Below are 16,788 nucleotides of genomic sequence, written 5' to 3' on the forward strand. Positions count from 1 at the left end.
CGCTCAGGCCCCCGCGTCGGTGACCAGCGCGACCGAGACCCCGGCGACCTCGGCGGCGGAGACCGTGCCGGCGGTCAGGTCGACGGTGGTGGTCGGCGCGGTGACGGCGGTGCGGGTCTCGGCGAGCGCCTGGTCCGCGCCGTCGTGCAGGGTCAGCGCGATCTCGCGTCCGGCGCAGCCCTCCGGCACCCCGGTCAGGGTCGCGGCGCTGACGCCGTAGCCGCCGATCGCAGGGACGTAGTCCACGGCGTAGCCGACGGTGATCTCGGTGACCGCGCAGGTGCCGGCGGCGGTCGGCTCGGCCGCGTCGATCGTGAGCGCGCGGGCGGAGGAGACCGCCAGCCCCACGACCCCGAGCAGCGCGAGGGTGGCGCCCACAGCACGACGCGTGCGCACACGTTCCGTCACCACTGCCCACCACCCTCCATGGACCCTGCCCCGGTCGATCCGTCGACCTGGCTCGATCATGGTCCCCGCCCGAAGGCGTCTGAGCACCCCGAGAGGTGTTCCACCCGGACGGAGGAGGGATCTCACCCACCACCCGGTCCGGTCTGCCCGGTCTGCCCGATCTGAGGGTGAACCCCGCGCCCGAGGGGTCGGGCGCGGGCCGCTACGGGCCGCCGGCGCCGTCAGGGCTGGAGGCAGACCAGGAACGACTGGGTGGTGTCGTCGCGCACGCCGGAGGTGTCCCAGGCGCTCGGCGCGACCCGGACCCGGGTGCCGCCGAGGTACGTCAGCACCCGGTTGCCCTGCGTGGTGGCGTTCGCGGCGTTGGCGGTGCGCCCCCGGGCGGCCAGGAAGTCCACCAGCGGCTGCACGTCGACCTCGGCCTTCCAGCCCGCGTAGAACTGCGGGGTGCCGGTGACGCCGACCGTGGTCTCCATGCAGGTGTAGCCCTCGTTGCCGTACGGGGCCGCGGTGGACTGCCGGTAGGTCAGCGACGCGTCGTAGACCGGGGCGGGCAGGTTGTAGTTGCAGACCGTGACGGTGATCGTCTCGCCGGCGGTCAGCGCCTCGCGACCCGGGCCGCCGCCGATCGACAGCACGCCGTTCACCGGGTCGGCGGTGAGCTTCTGGCCCCACCAGGGGCTGTGCACCTGGAAGCCGGAGCCGGTGGTGACGCCGTTGAACGGGCGCTGGTCGGTGTGCAGGTCGACCCGCCACACCGTGCCGGCGGTGCCGGAGACCTGCACGGTGACGCAGGCCTGGGTGCCGGAGGTCGACACCTGGGTCCAGGTGGTCTGGTCGAAGGAGGTGCCGGGGCCGGGGGTGACCGGGCCGGTGGGGAGGTTCTGCGTGCCGGACCAGACGGTGCCCAGCGCCCAGGTGCTCACGGTGACGGCCACCCCGGCGGCGTTCGCGGCGGCGAAGGCGGGCACGGTGACCGTGGTGGTGTCCGTGGCGGTGAGGGTGGCGGAGGTGTCGCTGGTGGCGAGCGGGGTGCCGTCGGCGGCGTACACGCGCACCACCACGGGACGCCCCTGGCAGGCCGCGGGGACGGCCGACAGCACCACCTGGGTGCTCGACCCGTTGGTGACCGTGCCCGCCCGCGCGGCGATCGTGCCCGCGGTGCAGGGGGCCGCGCTGGCGGTGGTCAGCGGGGCTGAGGTGATCGCGAGGCGCGCGGCGCTGGCGGGGCCGAGCCCGGCGAGCACGACCATCACCAGGGCGGCCACCAGCACGGTGACCCCGGTGCGGCGCGGGTGGCGGCGCACGTGACGGGCGGCGCGGGCGCGTCGGGCGGTCATCGCGCGACCTCGGCGGGCTCGACGGACTCGGCGACCGGGCCGTCGGCGGGCTCCGGCTCGGCGGCGGGCTCGGCCGAGCCGGCGTCAGGGCCCGCGTCGGCGCCGGTCGTCGGCCGCTCGGTGCGGGTGGGCCAGAGCAGCACCCCGGCGGCGACCACGATGATCGACACCCAGGCCCACGGGTCCAGCAGGATCGCGGCGACCTTGCCGAGACCGGGCACGTGCAGCCGGGCGATGCCGACCACGTCGGCGGGGCCGGGCCGCCACGGGTCGAGGAAGTCGTTGTTGTCGCCCTGGATCACCCAGCCGTCGGTGGCAGAGCCGGCGATCACCCGGTGGATGATCCGCCCCTCCTCCATGCCGGGCGGGGTGTAGACCACGACGTCGCCCACCTGCGGCTCGCCGCAGCGGGAGACCACCAGGTCACCGGTGTGGTACGTCGGCTCCATGGAGTGACCGGAGACGATCGTCAGGGTGGTGCAGCCGCCGAGGGTGGTGGGCCAGCCGAACCAGACCAGCACGCCGACCACCGCGGCGGTGAGGACCCAGCCCGCGGCGGACCTGGCCCGCGCACGACGCCCGCGTGCGGGCGTGCCGGACGGCCGGGGCGACGCAGCCTCGCTGCTCGCACCGGCCGTCCCGGACCCGTCGGCCGCCGCGGCGCTGCGGCGGCCGATCAGGCGAGGCGCGCGGATGAGGGTCCTCGCGGATCAGATCAGTTGGAGATGACGACCGCGACGCCCTTGACGTCGGCCGCCTTGACCGAGGTGCTCACCGGGATGGTGAGGGTGCCGCCGGTGGTGCCGACGGTGCCGTTGACCTCGACGAGCTTCGCCGCGGCGGTGGTGGCGGTCGGGTCGCCGTCGAGCAGCGTGATCTTCACGGCCTGGTTGGCGCAGGCGGCGTCGATGCCGGTCAGCTTGACCTCGGTGACGCCGTAGCCCTTGGCGGTGGTGTCGAAGGCGTTGGAGAACGCGACGCCGACGCCGTCGGAGTCGCAGGAGGCGACCACGCGGGTGCCGGCACCGAGCGCGCCGGAGGTCAGGTTGAGCTGCGCGGCGGACGCCAGGCCGAGCCCGGCGATGCCGAGACCGACGACGGTGATCGCGACGACCTTGCGGCGGGCGCTCCGACGGGGGGCGGGGGCGTCGGCGGTGGCGTGACGGGACATGGCGGAACTCCTCGGGGGACGGGGCTCTCGACGGGGCACGCGCGCTGAGCCGGACGCGTCGTACCGCCCGCGTCGCGGCGCGGAGGGCGCTTGCCGAGCAGGCGTGGGCACAGTAGGGCGGCCGGTCGGCGACCTGACGGCCAGGGGTGGGTGCCAGCACCCAGCGGGTCGCCCGGGTGACGATCTTTCACCCGTCCGCCACGCGGAAAATGCGGGCAAATCGGGCGGCATTTCCGACATGTCGGAAGCGTCCTCCCCCGAACGGACCACATGGCGGACTCCCGCTCAGCGACCGGTGGACACCGCTTCCCCGGCGGATCCGACCCCCGGTCGCAGCGCCTCGACGGGCACCCGCGCGACGACGTGCGTGCCGTCGTCCGGCACCGACGTGATGCGCAGCTCTCCCCCGGCCAGCCGCAGCCGGTCGGCGAGCCGTGCGGTGCCCGAGGCGGGGCCCGGGGCGTCGCCGAAGCCGCGCCCGTCGTCGGCCACCATCACCTCGATCGCGTCCTCGACCACGGACAGCCGCACGTCGACCACCTGCGCCTTGCCGTGCCGCAGCGCGTTCGACACCGCCTCCTCGACCACCCGCACCGCGAGCAGCCGCTCCGAGCGGGTCAGGCGCGGGTCGGCCGGGTCGTCCAGCGGGCGCACCTCGTCGGACACCCCGAGCCGGGTGTTCACCGAGGTCGGGATCCGGTTCAGCAGCGCACGGATCGCCGGGACCATGCCCACCTCGAGCTGCTCCGGGTAGAGCATGCGGCTGGTCGCGCGGACGTCGGCCTCCCGGACCGTCTCGATCTGCTCGCGCACCTCGCGCAGCAGCACCAGGTCGTCCTCGGTCACCTCGCCGTCGCCCAGCCGGTCGAGCAGCCGGTCCAGCCGCGCCACCACCAGCACCAGCCGCTGCTGCACGCTGCCGTGCAGGCCCTCGGCGACCTCGCGCCGCACCCGCACCTCCTCGTGCTGCAGCGCCTGCAGGGCCAGCTCGATCTGCATCGCGCCCTGCGCCGCGGTCGCGGTCTCCACGCGCAGCCGGCGCCGGGACAGCATCGTGCTCAGGCCGAGCGCCGCGGACACCCAGGCGACCACCGCACCGCTGCCCAGCTCGGCCACCACGACGGACCGCGTCGGCTCCGGGTAGACACCGAGCCACACCTGGAGCCCGAAGCGCACCAGCGACGCCACCGCCCCGGCGGCGAGCACGGCGGCCACCGTCGCGACCGGCCCGCGCCCGGGCAGCGAGACCCCCGCCATCGCGAGGATCAGCAGCATCGCCGCCACCGCACCCAGGTTCGCCAGGATCCGCAGCTCGACCGGCACCGTCGCCGCCCCCGGGATGCCGTGGCTGTACACCCAGGCCGTCTGCACCGCCGCACCGATCGCGAAGGCGGTCATCAGCATGCCGGCGGCGAGCAGCAGGGCGCGACGATCAGCCCGGACCGCCACCAGGTCCTGCGCCGCCGCCCTGAGCATCTGCCACCACCGTGTCCCGCGCGTCGCGCGCGCCCTTCCCACGATCGTGGGCCGTCCATGACGATACTGTCCGCGATGTCCGAATCCGCACCCGGTCCCATCCGTATCGCCGTCGTCGAGGACCAGCCACTCTTCCGGTCGATGCTCGAGCTGACCCTCGGCGCCGCGCCCGACGTGCGCGTCGTCGCGTCCGTCGGCAGCGTCAAGGAGGCCACCGCCGCGCTGCGGCCCGGCGCCGTCGACGTCGCCGTGCTCGACATCGACCTGCCCGACGGCAACGGCATCGCGCTCGGCGTGACCGTGCGCCGCACGCAGCCGCGCCTCGGCATCCTGCTGCTCTCCGCGCACGACGCGATGGACCTGCTGCTCGACCTGCCGCCGGACGTCGCCTCCGGGTGGAGCTACCTGTCCAAGACCTCCTCCACCAGCACGGACACCCTGCTCACCGCGATCCGCGCCGCCGCCGCCGGGCGCACCACCCTCGACCCCGTGCTGCTCGACCGGATGGCCCCGCGCGCCGGGTCCGCCGTCTCCCGGCTGACCGACCGGCAGTACGCCGTGCTGCGCCTGCTGGCCCAGGGGCTGTCCAACGCGGGCATCGGCGAGGCGCTGAAGATCACCGAGAAGTCCGTGCAGAACCACATCAACGGCATCTACGGCAGCCTCGGCATCGACGCCGACCCCACCCGCAACCCCCGGGTCACCGCCGCGCTGCGCCTGCTGGAGGAGACCGGCCGCGCCTCCTGAGCCGGTTTTCACCCGCTCGCCGAGGATCTGGCGCGGATTTCTCTCCGATACCGGTGCGTACTCCCGATCACAGGGGTGACGGGCGACGGCGGTCGTCGCTGTCGGCACGCACCAGGGGGACGCATGAGACAGGCACGGGTGGCGCCATCCGGCATCGAGCGCAGCTTCGGCGGGGACGAGATCATCGTCACCAAGACGGACCTGCGCGGCCACATCACGTACGCGAACGACGTGTTCCTGCGCGTCTCCGCGTTCGACGAGACCGACGTGATCGGCAAGCCGCACAACCTGATCCGGCACCCGGACATGCCGCGGTGCATCTTCGACCGGCTGTGGTCCACGCTCCAGGACGGGCGCGAGATGTTCGCCTACGTGGTGAACCTGGCGCAGGACGGCGCGCACTACTGGGTCTACGCGCACGTCACCCCGTCCACCGACCGTGCGGGCACCCGGGTCGGCTACCACTCCAACCGGCGCGTGCCCTCGCGCGCCGCGCTGGACCGCGTGCAGCCGCTGTACCGCCGGCTGGTCGCCGAGGAGCAGCGCCACCCCCGGCCCGCCGACGCGCTCGCCGCCTCGACCGCGCTGCTGGAGGCCGAGCTGGCCGCCGCCGGCCTGGACTACGACGCCTACGTCTGGTCGCTCGCGGGGGTGGCGGCATGATCGGCCGCCGCGGCGGCGCCGACGCGGCCTCGGCCGAGGAGCTGGCGGCGCACCGCGCGATGGTCGCCGAGCTGCGGCGGGTCTGCGAGGCCGCCGCCGACGGGGACCTGGAGCAGCGGGTGCGCCTGGTGCCCGAGGCGCTGGGCTGCCCCGACCTGGTCGCCGTGCGCTCCGCGCTCAACCTCGCGCTGGACCGCACCGACGCCTTCACCCGCGAGGCCGGCGCCTCGCTCACCGCCGCCTCCGAGGGCCGGTTCTACCGTGAGTTCCTGCTCGCCGGGTTCACCGGGTCGTTCCGCCGGGCCGCCCGGACCACCGACGCCGCCCGCCAGCAGCTCGCCGCGGGGCAGCGCGCCCTGGACGAGGCCGCCGCCGAGCGCGCCGCGATGGCCGAGGGCTTCGAGTCGACCGTGCTCGCGATGTCCGAGCAGCTCGCCGCCGCCGCCGTGGAGCTCGCCGCCTCCGCCGACTCCCTCGGCGCCGCCGCGCACGTCGCGATGGGCGAGGCCGACGGCACCCTCGGGCACGCCGACCAGCTCGAGCGCACCTCCAGCCAGATCGGCGACGTGGTCGGGCTGATCAGCAAGATCGCCGCGCAGACCCGGCTGCTCGCCCTCAACGCCACCATCGAGGCCGCCCGGGCCGGCGAGGCCGGTCGCGGCTTCGCCGTCGTCGCCTCCGAGGTGCGCTCGCTCGCCGACTCCACGGGCTCGTCCACCGAGCAGATCACCGCCGAGGTGGACGCCCTGCACGCCGCCGTCGGCGGGATGACCCGGTCCATGGAGGGGCTGCGCGGCACCATGGCGTCGATGGACGACATGGTCGGCGCCATCGCGCAGGCCGTCGACGGCGCCCGCTTCGACACGCAGGCCCGCGAGGCGGGTGCGGTCGCCGGCCCGGGGCTCGCGCAGATGGCCGAGCTGCTCCGCGTCGAGTCCACCCGCGTCCTGGCGGCCCTCCGCGCGGGCTGACCCCGCGCGGGGCGCCGAAATTGCACGGATGCAGGCTTCACGGCCCACGAAGCCCGCGTTCGTGCACTCTCGGCGCGGGGTGCCGGCGGGATCGCGGGTGCACGCGCAGGTCAGGGGGTTGGTTGGCATCCGAACGGGTGACTGATTTCCCCAGACCGGGTGGTAGGTATACAGTAGGCATCGCCCTCGATCGCCTGCCCCCTGCGCGGTCGAGGGCTTCTTCATGCCCGGAACCTGCGAGCGTGCCAGGGACCGGCGAGCGTGCCAGGACCCCGCAGCGCCGCGCCCCGGACAGCACGACGGGCCGCGGCCCCACGGCCACGGCCCGATCCAGCCTTCCTCGCGCGCGCCCCTCGGGCACGCGCCGCGCGCGCTCAGCGCAGACGCCACTCCACCGCCCCGCAGCTCGTGCAGCGCGCCACCACGACGCCGAACCGGCGCGGGCTGGTGTCGATGCGCCACCCCGGGCGCTCGCAGGTCGGGGCGTGCTCGACGGTCGCACGCGTGAGGCCGGCGGCGCCGGCGAATGCTGTGGGCATGGTCGCTCCTGTCGGTCTCGGTCCTCGCCCCGCCGGCCGGCGCGGGCGCTTGGGAGTCCTTTCGGGCGATGAGCGGTGCACTTGAGCGTTCGGGTGACGCGATCCCGTCGGGGCCCGTGCGGCGATGACGTCTTCAGCCCGGGAACGCCGCCACGGCTCAGTACGCTGGCGGAGCCCACCTCAGGTGGGCGGCGACTACCGGGCCATGACCCGGCAACAGAAAACCCGCCCCGTAGGAAGGGCGGGTCCTGTGTCGTCACGTTCGGCGACGGGCAGCGCGTACGCGCAGATGGCCTCTCGCCTCTGATGGTACGCGCTCGCCCCGGACGGCTCAACGGCTGGTCGGGAACCGTCGCCCCGAGGTGACGGGAGGTGGTGGACGTGGCGACACCGACACCATGCGCGCGTCCACGATGGGGATGGTGGTGGCGTCTGGTCGTTGACCTGGCGACCATCGCCGCACTCGCCGTGGCCTGCTCGCCGCGCTGAACGAACTCGTGGGGGTCGGACACGTCCGGCCCCCACGGGCGTCTCGCGGATCGTGGCGTCCGGTCTGCGGAGCCCCCTGTCGGATTCGAACCGACGACCTGCTGTTTACAAGACAGCTGCTCTGGCCAGCTGAGCTAAGGAGGCGTGCGCCCTCACGGGCGCGTGCACCCTCGCGGGCGCGCGGCCCAGACTACCGACCTCAGGGCCGGGGGTCGTGCGCGTCGTAGGACCAGAACCCGCGCTGCGCCCGCACGAGCACCAGCAGGATGATCACGCAGGCGAGCCCGCCGACCAGCGCAGCCCCGCCCTCGCCGAGGTGCCCGGAGACGGCGCCGAGCAGCAGCTCGCCGAGACGCGGCCCGCCGGCGACGACCACGATGAACACGCCCTGCAGGCGTCCGCGCATGTCGTCCGGGGTGGCGGTCTGCAGGATCGTCTGACGGAACACCGCGCTGACGGCGTCGGCGGCCCCGGCGGCGGCGAGGGTGACGGCGGCGAGTGCCAGGGCGAGCCACAGCACGTGATCGGGCCGGCTGCGCCCCGCGGCGACCAGCACGGCGCCGAACGCGGCGATCGACAGCCCCCAGCACACGATCGCGACGACGATGATCCGGCCCTGCCAGCGCACCCGTGCCAGACCGCCGGAGAACACCCCGGCGAGCATGGCCCCCGCGGCGACGGCCGCGGTCATCACGCCGGTGGTGGTCTCCCCGCCGCCCAGGTAGACCAGGCCGACGGCGGGGAACAGCACGCGCGGGGACGCGCAGATCATCGCGACCAGGTCGACCAGGAAGGTCATCCGCACGGTGGGCTGGGTGCCGAGGTAGCGCAGGCCGTCGAGCACGGAGGCCAGGCCGACCCGGGCGCGGCGGGTGCTGGACGGCTCGGGCGGGATCGGCGGCAGCCGCAGCAGGGCGGCGAAGGCCGCGGTGAACAGCACGGCGTCCAGCGTGTAGACGAGGCCGTAGTCGGCGGCGGCCACCAGCCCGGCGCCGAGCAGCGGGCCGAGGGTGAGGGCGACGTTCCAGCCGACGGTCTGCAGGGCGTTGGCGGCGGGCATCAGCCGGGGCTCGAGCAGCCGCGGGATGATCGCGGACCGGGCCGGGCTGTTGACGGCGTTGGCCCCGGACTGCACGGCGACCAGGGCGTAGAGCACGCCGACGTGCCCGTTGCCGAGCCAGCCCTGGGTGGCCAGCCCGACGGTGGCGAGCCAGCTCACCCCGGAGGCGATCAGCGCGACGGTCCGCCGGTCCGCGTGGTCCACGATCGCCCCGCCGTACAGGCCGAAGACGATCAGCGGCACCAGCGCGCACAGGCCGACCACGCCGACCGAGAAGGTGGACCCGGTCATCTCGTAGACCTGGAGGCCCACCGCGACGACGGTCAGCTGCGCACCGAGGTTGGCGACCGACAGGCCCCACCACAGGTGCCGGAACTGCGGGCTGACCCGCAGGGGGGTGAGGTCGACGAGCACGGACGGCACCGGCGGAGTCTACGACCGCGTGCACGGCGCAGACGCACGAGGGCCGCGCCCCGCAGGTGCGGAGCGCGGCCCTCGTGACCTGCGGGTGCTCAGCCCTTGGCGGCCTCGACGGCCTCCGTGAGCGGCCCGGCGGTGTAGAGGTCGCCGGCGAACTTGGTGCCGTCGATCAGCACGGTCGGGGTGCTGATCTTCTCCAGGTCGATGCCGGCCTGGTTGGTGTTCGCCGCGATCCACGGGGCGAAGGAGCGCCAGCTCTGGTCCGGCGCGGTGGCGGTGAACTGGTCCACCACGTCCTGCGGGACGCCCGCGTCGGTCGCGAGCTGGGCGATCTCGTCGTCGTCCAGACCCTTGGTGCCCTCCTCCGGCTGGTTGGCGAACAGCGCGGAGTGGAAGGCGGAGAACTGCTCGGGGGCCTTGTCGGCCACCACGGCGGCCGCGTTGGCGGCGCGGGTGGAGTACTCACCGCCGGCGGACTGCGCGTCGAGGAAGGAGATCATGTGGTACTCGACGGTGACGCCGCCCTCCTCGCGGAGCTTCTCGAGCTCGGAGTCGTTGGCCTGCTCGAACAGGCCGCAGTACGGGCACATGTAGTCGAAGTACACCGAGACGACCACGTCGCCGTCGGCGGCGGGCTCACCGGCGGCACCGTCGGCGCCGACCGGGATCGCGCCGTTGCTCTCGGCGGTGGACGGCGCGGTGACGTCGGCCAGGGCGATGGTGTCGACGTCGCTGCCGGAGTACGCGATGGCGACGGCCTGCTGGCGCACGATCGTCACGACGACCAGCGCGAGGACGACGACGGCGGCGACCAGGCCGCTGATCGCCACGATGCGGTTGCGCTTCTCGCGCTTCTGCTGCTGCTCGCGGAGCTGGCGCGCCTGCTCGCGGGCCTGGTCGCGCCGCGCGGCCTTGCTCGGCCGGGGGTCGTTGCTGGGCATGGGGTCCTGCTTTCTCGTCAGAGGGGGTCGATCGGCTCAGGCGAGCGCGAGCGGCGGTCCTCTGCGGGGGTGGCGGGGGCCGAGCACGGCGGGCAGCGCCACGCGCTCCCACCGCACGGGGACGAGCGAGGAGCCGGCACCGGCGACCGGTCGCGGCGCCGGCGGGGCCGGCAGGTGCCGGACGACGGAGCGCAGCACCCGCAGCGCCGTGCGCGCCGCCCGGACCACCAGCGTGGTCAGCGTCGCGCCGACGGCTCCGAGGGCGGTCCACCCGGCCAGCACCGGCAGCGCGAGGCTGAACGCGAGCACCATGCCCTGCGGGGCGCCGGGCACCAGGGCGAGCGTGCCGTCGGGGCAGTCGGCGACGTCCTGCAGCAGCTGCATCCGCAGACCGAGCACGCCGATCGGGCCGTCGAGCCGCAGGCACTGGTGGACGACCACCCGCGCGACGCCGAGCCAGGTGCCCATCAGCAGCACGAGCGCGGAGGAGATCGCCACCAGGACGGCGGGCGCACCCGGACGGGCTCCCAGCGCGCCGACAGCACCGCGAACGGCGAGGCCGGTCCGGGGCGTGCGGGCGCGGGCGATCCAGGTCATCGGGGTCAGGGTACGGGGTCGGCCTGGGCGCTGTCCGTGATCCTGGCCCCCGGTCCGGGAGGAGGTCAGGAGCCGGTGGGCAGCGCGGGGGCGCTGAACGGCGACCAGTCGATCGGCTGCCCGTCCAGCAGCAGGACGGTGAGCACCGCGGCACCGACCAGCGCCAGCACCACCACGGTCACGCCCCCGCCCCGTCCCGGCGCGACCCCGGCGAGCACCCAGCGCGCACCGGTGCGGGTGGTGCCCGCCCCCGGCCCCCACCACAGCGCGAGCGCGCCGACGACCGTCGCGACGGCCACGAGCAGGCTGGCAGCGGCGGGCTCCGGGCCGTCGGCGCCGGACCGCCACGGCCCACCGCTCAGGGTGCCGGTGCCGACCAGCCACCAGCCGACCCCGAGCACGATCACCACCAGGCTCGCCGCGACCAGCAGCGAGGGCAGCAGCGTCACCAGCGACTTGACCAGGTGCCAGGGCGCCGAGGCGACGGTGCGCAGGCCGTCGGTGCGCCGCGCACCCGCCCGCTCGCGCCGTCGGCCCAGCGACTCGGCGGCCGAGCCGACCGTGCGGACCACCAGCAGCAGCGGGACCAGCGCGAGCAGCGCGACCCCGGGACGCAGGGCGGCACCGGCCACCAGCAGCAGCGCGAGCGCGAGCACGCTCCCCCGCCGCCGGGCGGGGTCGGGCAGCCCGGGCCAGTGGTCCTCGCCGGCCTCGGCGTCCTCGTCCCAGGCGGTGCCGTCCACGGGTCCACCCCAGGGCGTGCCCGGCGGGACCGTCGGCGGGGCGTCGGCCGGCGCCGCCCCGGGGGCGAACGCCCGGGTCTGGCCGTCCTGCGGCAGCACGGCGGTGCCGGCGGTCCAGGTGGGGGCGACCGGCGGGGGCGGCGGCACGCTCGGCGGGGCCGGGCTCGCCGGCGGCGCGAAGGCGACGGTCGACGCGGCGCCGGCGGGCAGCACCTCGGTCGCACCGGCCGGCCCGGTCTCCCCGGCCGGCCCTGCGAGCGGCCCGAGCGCGACGGTGGTCCCCGCGGGGGTCGCGGCCGCGGCGCCACCGGCCAGCGCGACGGTGGCGGCGGTGGCCCCGGCGACGCTCGCCGCACCGGCGGGCAGCACCTCGGTGCCCTCGACCGGCTCCTCGTAGCGCTCGCCGACCCGGACGGCCTCCGCGAGGGCGGCCACCACCTGCTCCGGCTCAGGGCGGTCCTCGGGGTCGGGGGCCAGGGCGTCCCACAGCGCGCCCGCGGTGACCGGGCCGAGCCCGGCCAGGTCGGCCTCGCCGGAGCGGGTGCGCAGCAGCACGGCCTCCAGCGGACGGGTGCCGAAGGGTGCGCGCCCGGTGGCGGCGTAGGCGAGCAGCGCCGCCCAGCCCCACCAGTCGGTGCCGGTGGTCGGCTCGGCGCCGTCCACCAGCTCGGGGGCCAGGTAGCCGGGGGTGCCGACCACGAAGCCGGTGGAGGTCACGCGGGTCTCGTCGACGGCCTGCGCGATCCCGAAGTCGATCAGCACCGGCCCGTCGGTGCCGAGCAGCACGTTGGACGGCTTGAGGTCGCGGTGCACCACCCCCGCGGCGTGCACGGCCGCGAGCGCGTCCCGCAGCCCGTCGGCCAGCCGGTGCAGCGCGGCGGCGTCCAGCGGCCCGCGGTCGCGCACGTGCGCGGCGAGGTCCTGCCCGGGCACGAGCTCGGTGACCAGGAAGGCCTCGGTGGAGTCGGCCTCGGCGTCGAGCACCGCGGCGACCCCCGGGTGCCGCAGCCGCTGGAGGGCCAGCACCTCGCGCCGCAGCCGCTCGCGGGAGACCGGGTCGGCGCCGATGTGCGGGTGCAGCAGCTTGAGCGCGACGGCTGTGCCGCCGCCGTCGACGGCCCGGTAGACCGTGCCCATGCCACCGGTGCCGAGCGGCGCGAGGATGGTGTACCCGCCGATCTCGGCGCCCGGCGACAGCCCGATGCGCTCCATGTCGGCACGGTAGCCGCCGGGCGCCCCCGCACCCACGACCGGCACGCGGCCGAGGCCCACCGGCCGCGCCCGACCGCCAGTGCGCTCCCCGCCGGGCGGCCTGCACCAGGTCACGTTAAGGTCAGGTCGACACCAAGGAGCTGATCGATCCGTGGCATCTGATGGTTATGACCTGGTCGTCGTCGCGAACCGCCTCCCGGTGGACGTGACGCTGGACGACGACGGGAACCCGAGCTGGACCCGCTCCCCCGGCGGTCTGGTGACCGCCCTGGAACCGGTGGTGCAGCAGTCCGACGGCGCATGGGTGGGCTGGGGCGGCTCTGCCGACCTGGACCTCGAGCCCTTCGACGCCGACGACATGCGCCTGGTGCCGGTGAGCCTCACCGAGGACGACCTGACCTACTACTACGAGGGCTTCTCCAACGACACCCTCTGGCCGCTGTACCACGACGTGATCCAGCCGCCGACGTTCCACCGGCAGTGGTGGGACGCCTACCAGCGGGTGAACCGCCGGTTCGCGCAGGCCGCCGCCGACCAGGCCGCGCCGGGCGCGACGGTCTGGGTGCACGACTACCAGCTGCAGCTGGTCCCGCGCTTCCTGCGCGAGCTGCGCCCGGACGTGCGGATCGGCTACTTCCACCACATCCCGTTCCCGCCGCTGGAGATCTTCGCCCAGCTGCCGTGGCGGCGGCAGGTGGTGGACGGGCTGCTCGGCGCGGACCTGATCGGCTTCCAGCGCGGCGGCGACGCGGCGAACTTCGTGCGGATCGTCCGGCGGCTGACCGAGCTGACCACCCGGGGCCAGATGATCACGCTGACCGGCGAGGACGGGCGGGTGGAGCGGCACGTGCGCGCCGCGGCGTTCCCGATCTCGATCGACTCCAAGGCCTTCGACGCGCTGGCCCGCACCCCCGCGGTGCAGGCGCGCGCCCGGGAGATCCGGCACGAGCTCGGCGACCCGAAGGTGCTGCTGCTCGGCGTGGACCGCCTGGACTACACCAAGGGCATCCGGCACCGGATCAAGGCGTTCGGGGAGCTGCTGGAGGACGGCCGTCTGACCGTGCCGGACGCGACGCTGGTGCAGGTCGCCTCGCCCAGCCGGGAGAACGTCGGCGCGTACCAGCAGCTCCGGGACGACGTGGAGGTGCTGGTCGGCCGGATCAACGGCGAGTACGGCGAGCTCGGGCACGCGGCCGTGCACTACCTGCACCACTCCTACCCGATGGAGGAGATGGCGGCGATGTACCTGGCCGCCGACGTCATGCTGGTCACCGCCCTGCGCGACGGGATGAACCTGGTGGCCAAGGAGTACATCGCGGCACGGTCCGACGACGGCGGCGCCCTGGTGCTCAGCGAGTTCACCGGTGCGGCCGACGAGCTCGGCGGGGCCGCGATCCTGGTCAACCCGCACGACATCGTCGGGCTGAAGCACGCGATCCTGCACGCCGCGCACATCGACCCCCGCGAGGGCCGCAAGCGGATGCGCCGGCTGCGACGCCGCGTGCTGGAGAACGACGTGGCGCACTGGTCGGACTCCTTCCTGTCCGTGCTGACCGCCGTGCCGGTGCGGGAGCACCATGTCTGAGGCCCTGACCACGGCGCTGCTCGACCTGCTGCACGACGCCGACCGCGCCCCGGTGCTGCTCGCCTTCGACTTCGACGGCACGCTCGCGCCCCTGCAGGACGACCCGCAGGCGTCCCGGCTGCTGCCGGACGCGGTGACCGCGCTGCGCGACCTGGCGGCGCGGCCGGACCGGGTGCGGCTCGCGCTGGTGTCCGGCCGGGCGGTCGCCGACCTGCACCGGCTCGCTCAGGTGCCGCCGGGCACCGCCCTGATCGGCAGCCACGGCGCGGAGCGCGCTCACGTCACCCCGCACGGCCTGGACCGGGACGAGGTGCACCTGACCGCCGACCAGGCAGGCCGGCTGGAGGCGCTGGGCCGCGAGCTGCAGGCGGTCGCGCGCGGGCGGGACGGCGTCTGGGTGGAGACCAAGCCCGCCGCCGCCGTGGTGCACACCCGGCTGGCGGAGGACGCGGTGGCCACCGTGGCGGAGACCGAGGCGATGGCGGTCGCCGAGCGGCTCGCCTCGACGGTGCTGCACGGCAAGAAGGTGGTGGAGGCCTCGGTGCTGGACGCCGACAAGGGCGCCGCCCTGGCCGCGCTGCGCGCCGAGACCGGGGCCGGTGCGGTGGTCTTCGCCGGCGACGACGTGACCGACGAGCACGCCTTCGGGGTGCTCGGGCCGGACGACGTCGCGATCAAGGTGGGCGAGGGCGAGACCCTGGCCGCGCACCGGCTGCCCGAGCCGCAGGACCTCGCCGACCTCCTGCGCGTGCTCGCCGCCGACCTCGGACCGGCGACGGATCGCTGAAACCCTCCCGCCACGCCGCCCCGGTGTGGTGAGGTTGCGCGCATGAGGGCCGGCCGCGACGCCATGCAGGACGTCGAGATCGTCGAGGGGGACGACGACCTCGACGTCCTCGACCTGGGCGACCCCGGCGACGACGCGCAGCAGGCCGAGGCGGCCCGTGCGCGCCGGCAGGCCGTACGGCGGCAGGCCGCCCGGGTGCTGCGGCTGCTGCGCCGCTGGTGGCCGGTGCCGCTGGTGCTGGTGCTGGCGCTGGTCGCCGTGCAGGTGGTGCAGGACCGGCGCGAGGACGCGGCCGTGGAGCGGCGGCAGCAGGTGGACGGCGTGCTGACCGGGATCGGCGACCGGCTCCAGGCGCGCGAGATCGACGACGACATGTCCTTCTGGGCCGACCTGACGGCGATGCACGCCGGCGACCTGACCCTCACCGTGCAGCCCGCGGAGATCGACGTGGAGCGCACGGTGACCGCCACCCGCGACGGGGAGACGGTCTGGCAGACCTCCGTCGAGGACGTCCCCCCGCGCACCACCGAGGGCGGCGCCTCGACGCCGGTCTGCTCGCTGGACGGGGCGGAGGCGCTGCTGCTGTGCCAGGTCGACGAGCGCGGTGCACCCGTCACGACGGAGTCCTCCTGGTCGCAGGGCACGGTGGTGCTCTCCCGCCTGGTCCTGCTGGACGCCGCCACCGGCGAGGTGCTGGACCGGCGCACCGTGCCCGTCGGTGCCACCACCACCGTGCACGGCGACCGGGTGTACGTCGCGTCCGCCACCGACGAGGTGCTCACCGTCGAGGCCCGCGACATCGCCACCGGGTCGATCCGGTGGGGCGCGAGCCTCGAGCTGGACGGCAGCGTGCCGCTCGGGACCGACGAGGGCACCAGCCTGTGGCCCGTCGTGCAGGGCGACTACCTGCTGGTCGGCGTCTACCAGCCCACCTGGGCGTTCCGCCTGGACGACGGCGCGCTCGCGGCGGTCTCCGAGTCCGGGCTGACGGTCGGGCGCAGCGGGCTGCTGATCCAGACCGGGCTCGACCTGCGTCGGGCCGAGGACGGCACCCCGCTCACCGGGGACGCGACCTCGGTGCTGACCCCGCAGGTCGACGACCGCAGCGTCGACCACCTGGAGCTGCTGGTGCGCGACTCGGGCTCCGACGCCCCGACCCTCGTCGCCGTGGACGCGAGCAGCGGCGACACCGCCTGGTCCGCCGAGCTCGACGGCTGGGACGGCTACGCGGTGATCGTGCTGGACGGCACGGTCTACGCCGCGGGCACGGGCGAGGTCTGGGCGATCGACCTGGCCACCGGCGACCGGCGGTGGACCGGCGAGCGCCGGCAGGGCCTCGACGGCACGCTGCTCACCGACGGACGCTTCCTGTACACCGCCGAGTGGCAGGCCGAGCCGATGGTGGTCGACGGCACGATCCGGCAGCCGTCGGACTCCGGCGACGGCGCCCGGCTGACGGCGCACCGGCTGTCGGACGGCGCCCGCGCCCGGGAGATCCCGCTGCCGGACGGGGTCACCGCCGTGAGCATGTACGGCGGCGTGCTGCTCGGGTACGCCGCGGACGGCAGCTCGTCGACCGTCGCCCTGGAGTGATCCCCGCCGAAGCGGCCCCGCGAGCGCCGCAGGGTCGTCTAGGTTG

At 75.2% G+C, this 16,788-nt stretch carries 16 protein-coding genes and 1 tRNA gene; 6 read left to right on the forward strand and 11 right to left on the reverse strand.

The window, feature by feature from the left end; all coding sequences use genetic code 11:
• Positions 1-3: 3 nt before the first annotated feature.
• The 5 genes from ACZ5HG_RS16230 to ACZ5HG_RS16250 form a co-directional block, all read right to left on the reverse strand.
• On the reverse strand, positions 4-378 hold the full coding sequence (locus ACZ5HG_RS16230; RefSeq protein WP_464178189.1) for a hypothetical protein: 375 nt from the start codon (positions 376-378) through the stop codon (positions 4-6).
• A gap of 251 nt (positions 379-629) precedes the next feature.
• The gene (locus ACZ5HG_RS16235; protein WP_464178191.1) at positions 630-1,748 is read right to left on the reverse strand and encodes a hypothetical protein; all 1,119 of its coding nucleotides are present in this window, start codon (positions 1,746-1,748) and stop codon (positions 630-632) included.
• Positions 1,745-2,443: a signal peptidase I gene (locus tag ACZ5HG_RS16240; RefSeq protein ID WP_464182192.1), complete on the reverse strand. Its 699-nt coding sequence runs from the start codon at positions 2,441-2,443 to the stop codon at positions 1,745-1,747. Before ACZ5HG_RS16240 ends, ACZ5HG_RS16235 begins: the two co-directional genes overlap by 4 nt.
• Positions 2,444-2,463: 20 nt before the next feature.
• Positions 2,464-2,919: a hypothetical protein gene (locus ACZ5HG_RS16245; RefSeq protein WP_464178193.1), complete on the reverse strand. Its 456-nt coding sequence runs from the start codon at positions 2,917-2,919 to the stop codon at positions 2,464-2,466.
• A 285-nt stretch (positions 2,920-3,204) separates the two neighbouring features.
• Complete coding sequence (locus tag ACZ5HG_RS16250) at positions 3,205-4,395, reverse strand: sensor histidine kinase (protein WP_464178196.1); 1,191 nt, start codon at positions 4,393-4,395, stop codon at positions 3,205-3,207.
• 75 nt (positions 4,396-4,470) lie between these two features.
• Here ACZ5HG_RS16250 and ACZ5HG_RS16255 point away from each other — a divergent pair, with 75 nt between their 5' ends.
• From ACZ5HG_RS16255 to ACZ5HG_RS16265, 3 genes are all read left to right on the forward strand, one after another.
• Positions 4,471-5,142 (forward strand): response regulator transcription factor, encoded by a 672-nt coding sequence (locus tag ACZ5HG_RS16255; RefSeq protein ID WP_464178199.1) that lies wholly within the window; start codon positions 4,471-4,473, stop codon positions 5,140-5,142.
• Between the two features lie 123 nt (positions 5,143-5,265).
• Positions 5,266-5,805 carry a PAS domain S-box protein gene (locus tag ACZ5HG_RS16260; RefSeq protein ID WP_464178201.1) on the forward strand — a complete coding sequence of 180 codons (540 nt, stop codon included), beginning with the start codon at positions 5,266-5,268 and terminating at the stop codon, positions 5,803-5,805.
• Positions 5,802-6,776, forward strand: a complete 975-nt coding sequence (locus ACZ5HG_RS16265) for a methyl-accepting chemotaxis protein (protein WP_464178203.1) — start codon at positions 5,802-5,804, stop codon at positions 6,774-6,776. The genes ACZ5HG_RS16260 and ACZ5HG_RS16265 overlap by 4 nt, the downstream gene beginning before the upstream one ends.
• Positions 6,777-7,150: 374 nt before the next feature.
• On the opposite strand, the gene ACZ5HG_RS16270 is transcribed toward ACZ5HG_RS16265, so the two are convergent.
• The 6 genes from ACZ5HG_RS16270 to ACZ5HG_RS16295 all read right to left on the reverse strand — a co-directional run bounded on the left by ACZ5HG_RS16270 (position 7,151) and on the right by ACZ5HG_RS16295 (position 12,777).
• The gene (locus tag ACZ5HG_RS16270; RefSeq protein WP_464178205.1) at positions 7,151-7,315 is read right to left on the reverse strand and encodes a hypothetical protein; all 165 of its coding nucleotides are present in this window, start codon (positions 7,313-7,315) and stop codon (positions 7,151-7,153) included.
• Between the two features lie 559 nt (positions 7,316-7,874).
• Positions 7,875-7,948: transfer RNA gene (locus tag ACZ5HG_RS16275), tRNA-Thr, on the reverse strand.
• Positions 7,949-8,003: 55 nt separating this feature from the next.
• Complete coding sequence (locus ACZ5HG_RS16280; RefSeq protein WP_464178206.1) at positions 8,004-9,287, reverse strand: MFS transporter; 1,284 nt, start codon at positions 9,285-9,287, stop codon at positions 8,004-8,006.
• Between the two features lie 89 nt (positions 9,288-9,376).
• Positions 9,377-10,225, reverse strand: coding sequence for a DsbA family protein (locus ACZ5HG_RS16285; RefSeq protein WP_464178208.1), 849 nt, complete (start codon positions 10,223-10,225; stop codon positions 9,377-9,379).
• Positions 10,226-10,261: 36 nt separating this feature from the next.
• On the reverse strand, positions 10,262-10,822 hold the full coding sequence (locus ACZ5HG_RS16290) for a hypothetical protein (RefSeq protein ID WP_464178210.1): 561 nt from the start codon (positions 10,820-10,822) through the stop codon (positions 10,262-10,264).
• A gap of 65 nt (positions 10,823-10,887) precedes the next feature.
• Positions 10,888-12,777 carry a serine/threonine-protein kinase gene (locus ACZ5HG_RS16295; RefSeq protein WP_464178212.1) on the reverse strand — a complete coding sequence of 630 codons (1,890 nt, stop codon included), beginning with the start codon at positions 12,775-12,777 and terminating at the stop codon, positions 10,888-10,890.
• A gap of 151 nt (positions 12,778-12,928) precedes the next feature.
• Between ACZ5HG_RS16295 and ACZ5HG_RS16300 the strand changes: the two genes are divergently transcribed.
• The 3 genes from ACZ5HG_RS16300 to ACZ5HG_RS16310 are packed head-to-tail and all read left to right on the forward strand — an operon-like array spanning position 12,929 to position 16,742.
• Entirely contained in the window at positions 12,929-14,362 is a 1,434-nt protein-coding gene (locus ACZ5HG_RS16300) for an alpha,alpha-trehalose-phosphate synthase (UDP-forming) (protein ID WP_464178215.1), read from the forward strand.
• Positions 14,355-15,149 (forward strand): trehalose-phosphatase, encoded by a 795-nt coding sequence (gene otsB, locus ACZ5HG_RS16305; protein WP_464178217.1) that lies wholly within the window; start codon positions 14,355-14,357, stop codon positions 15,147-15,149. Before ACZ5HG_RS16300 ends, otsB begins: the two co-directional genes overlap by 8 nt.
• A 42-nt stretch (positions 15,150-15,191) precedes the next feature.
• Positions 15,192-16,742, forward strand: a complete 1,551-nt coding sequence (locus tag ACZ5HG_RS16310; protein ID WP_464178219.1) for an outer membrane protein assembly factor BamB family protein — start codon at positions 15,192-15,194, stop codon at positions 16,740-16,742.
• Positions 16,743-16,788: the final 46 nt, after the last annotated feature.

Source organism: Cellulomonas sp. GTC20042 (assembly GCF_055389595.1).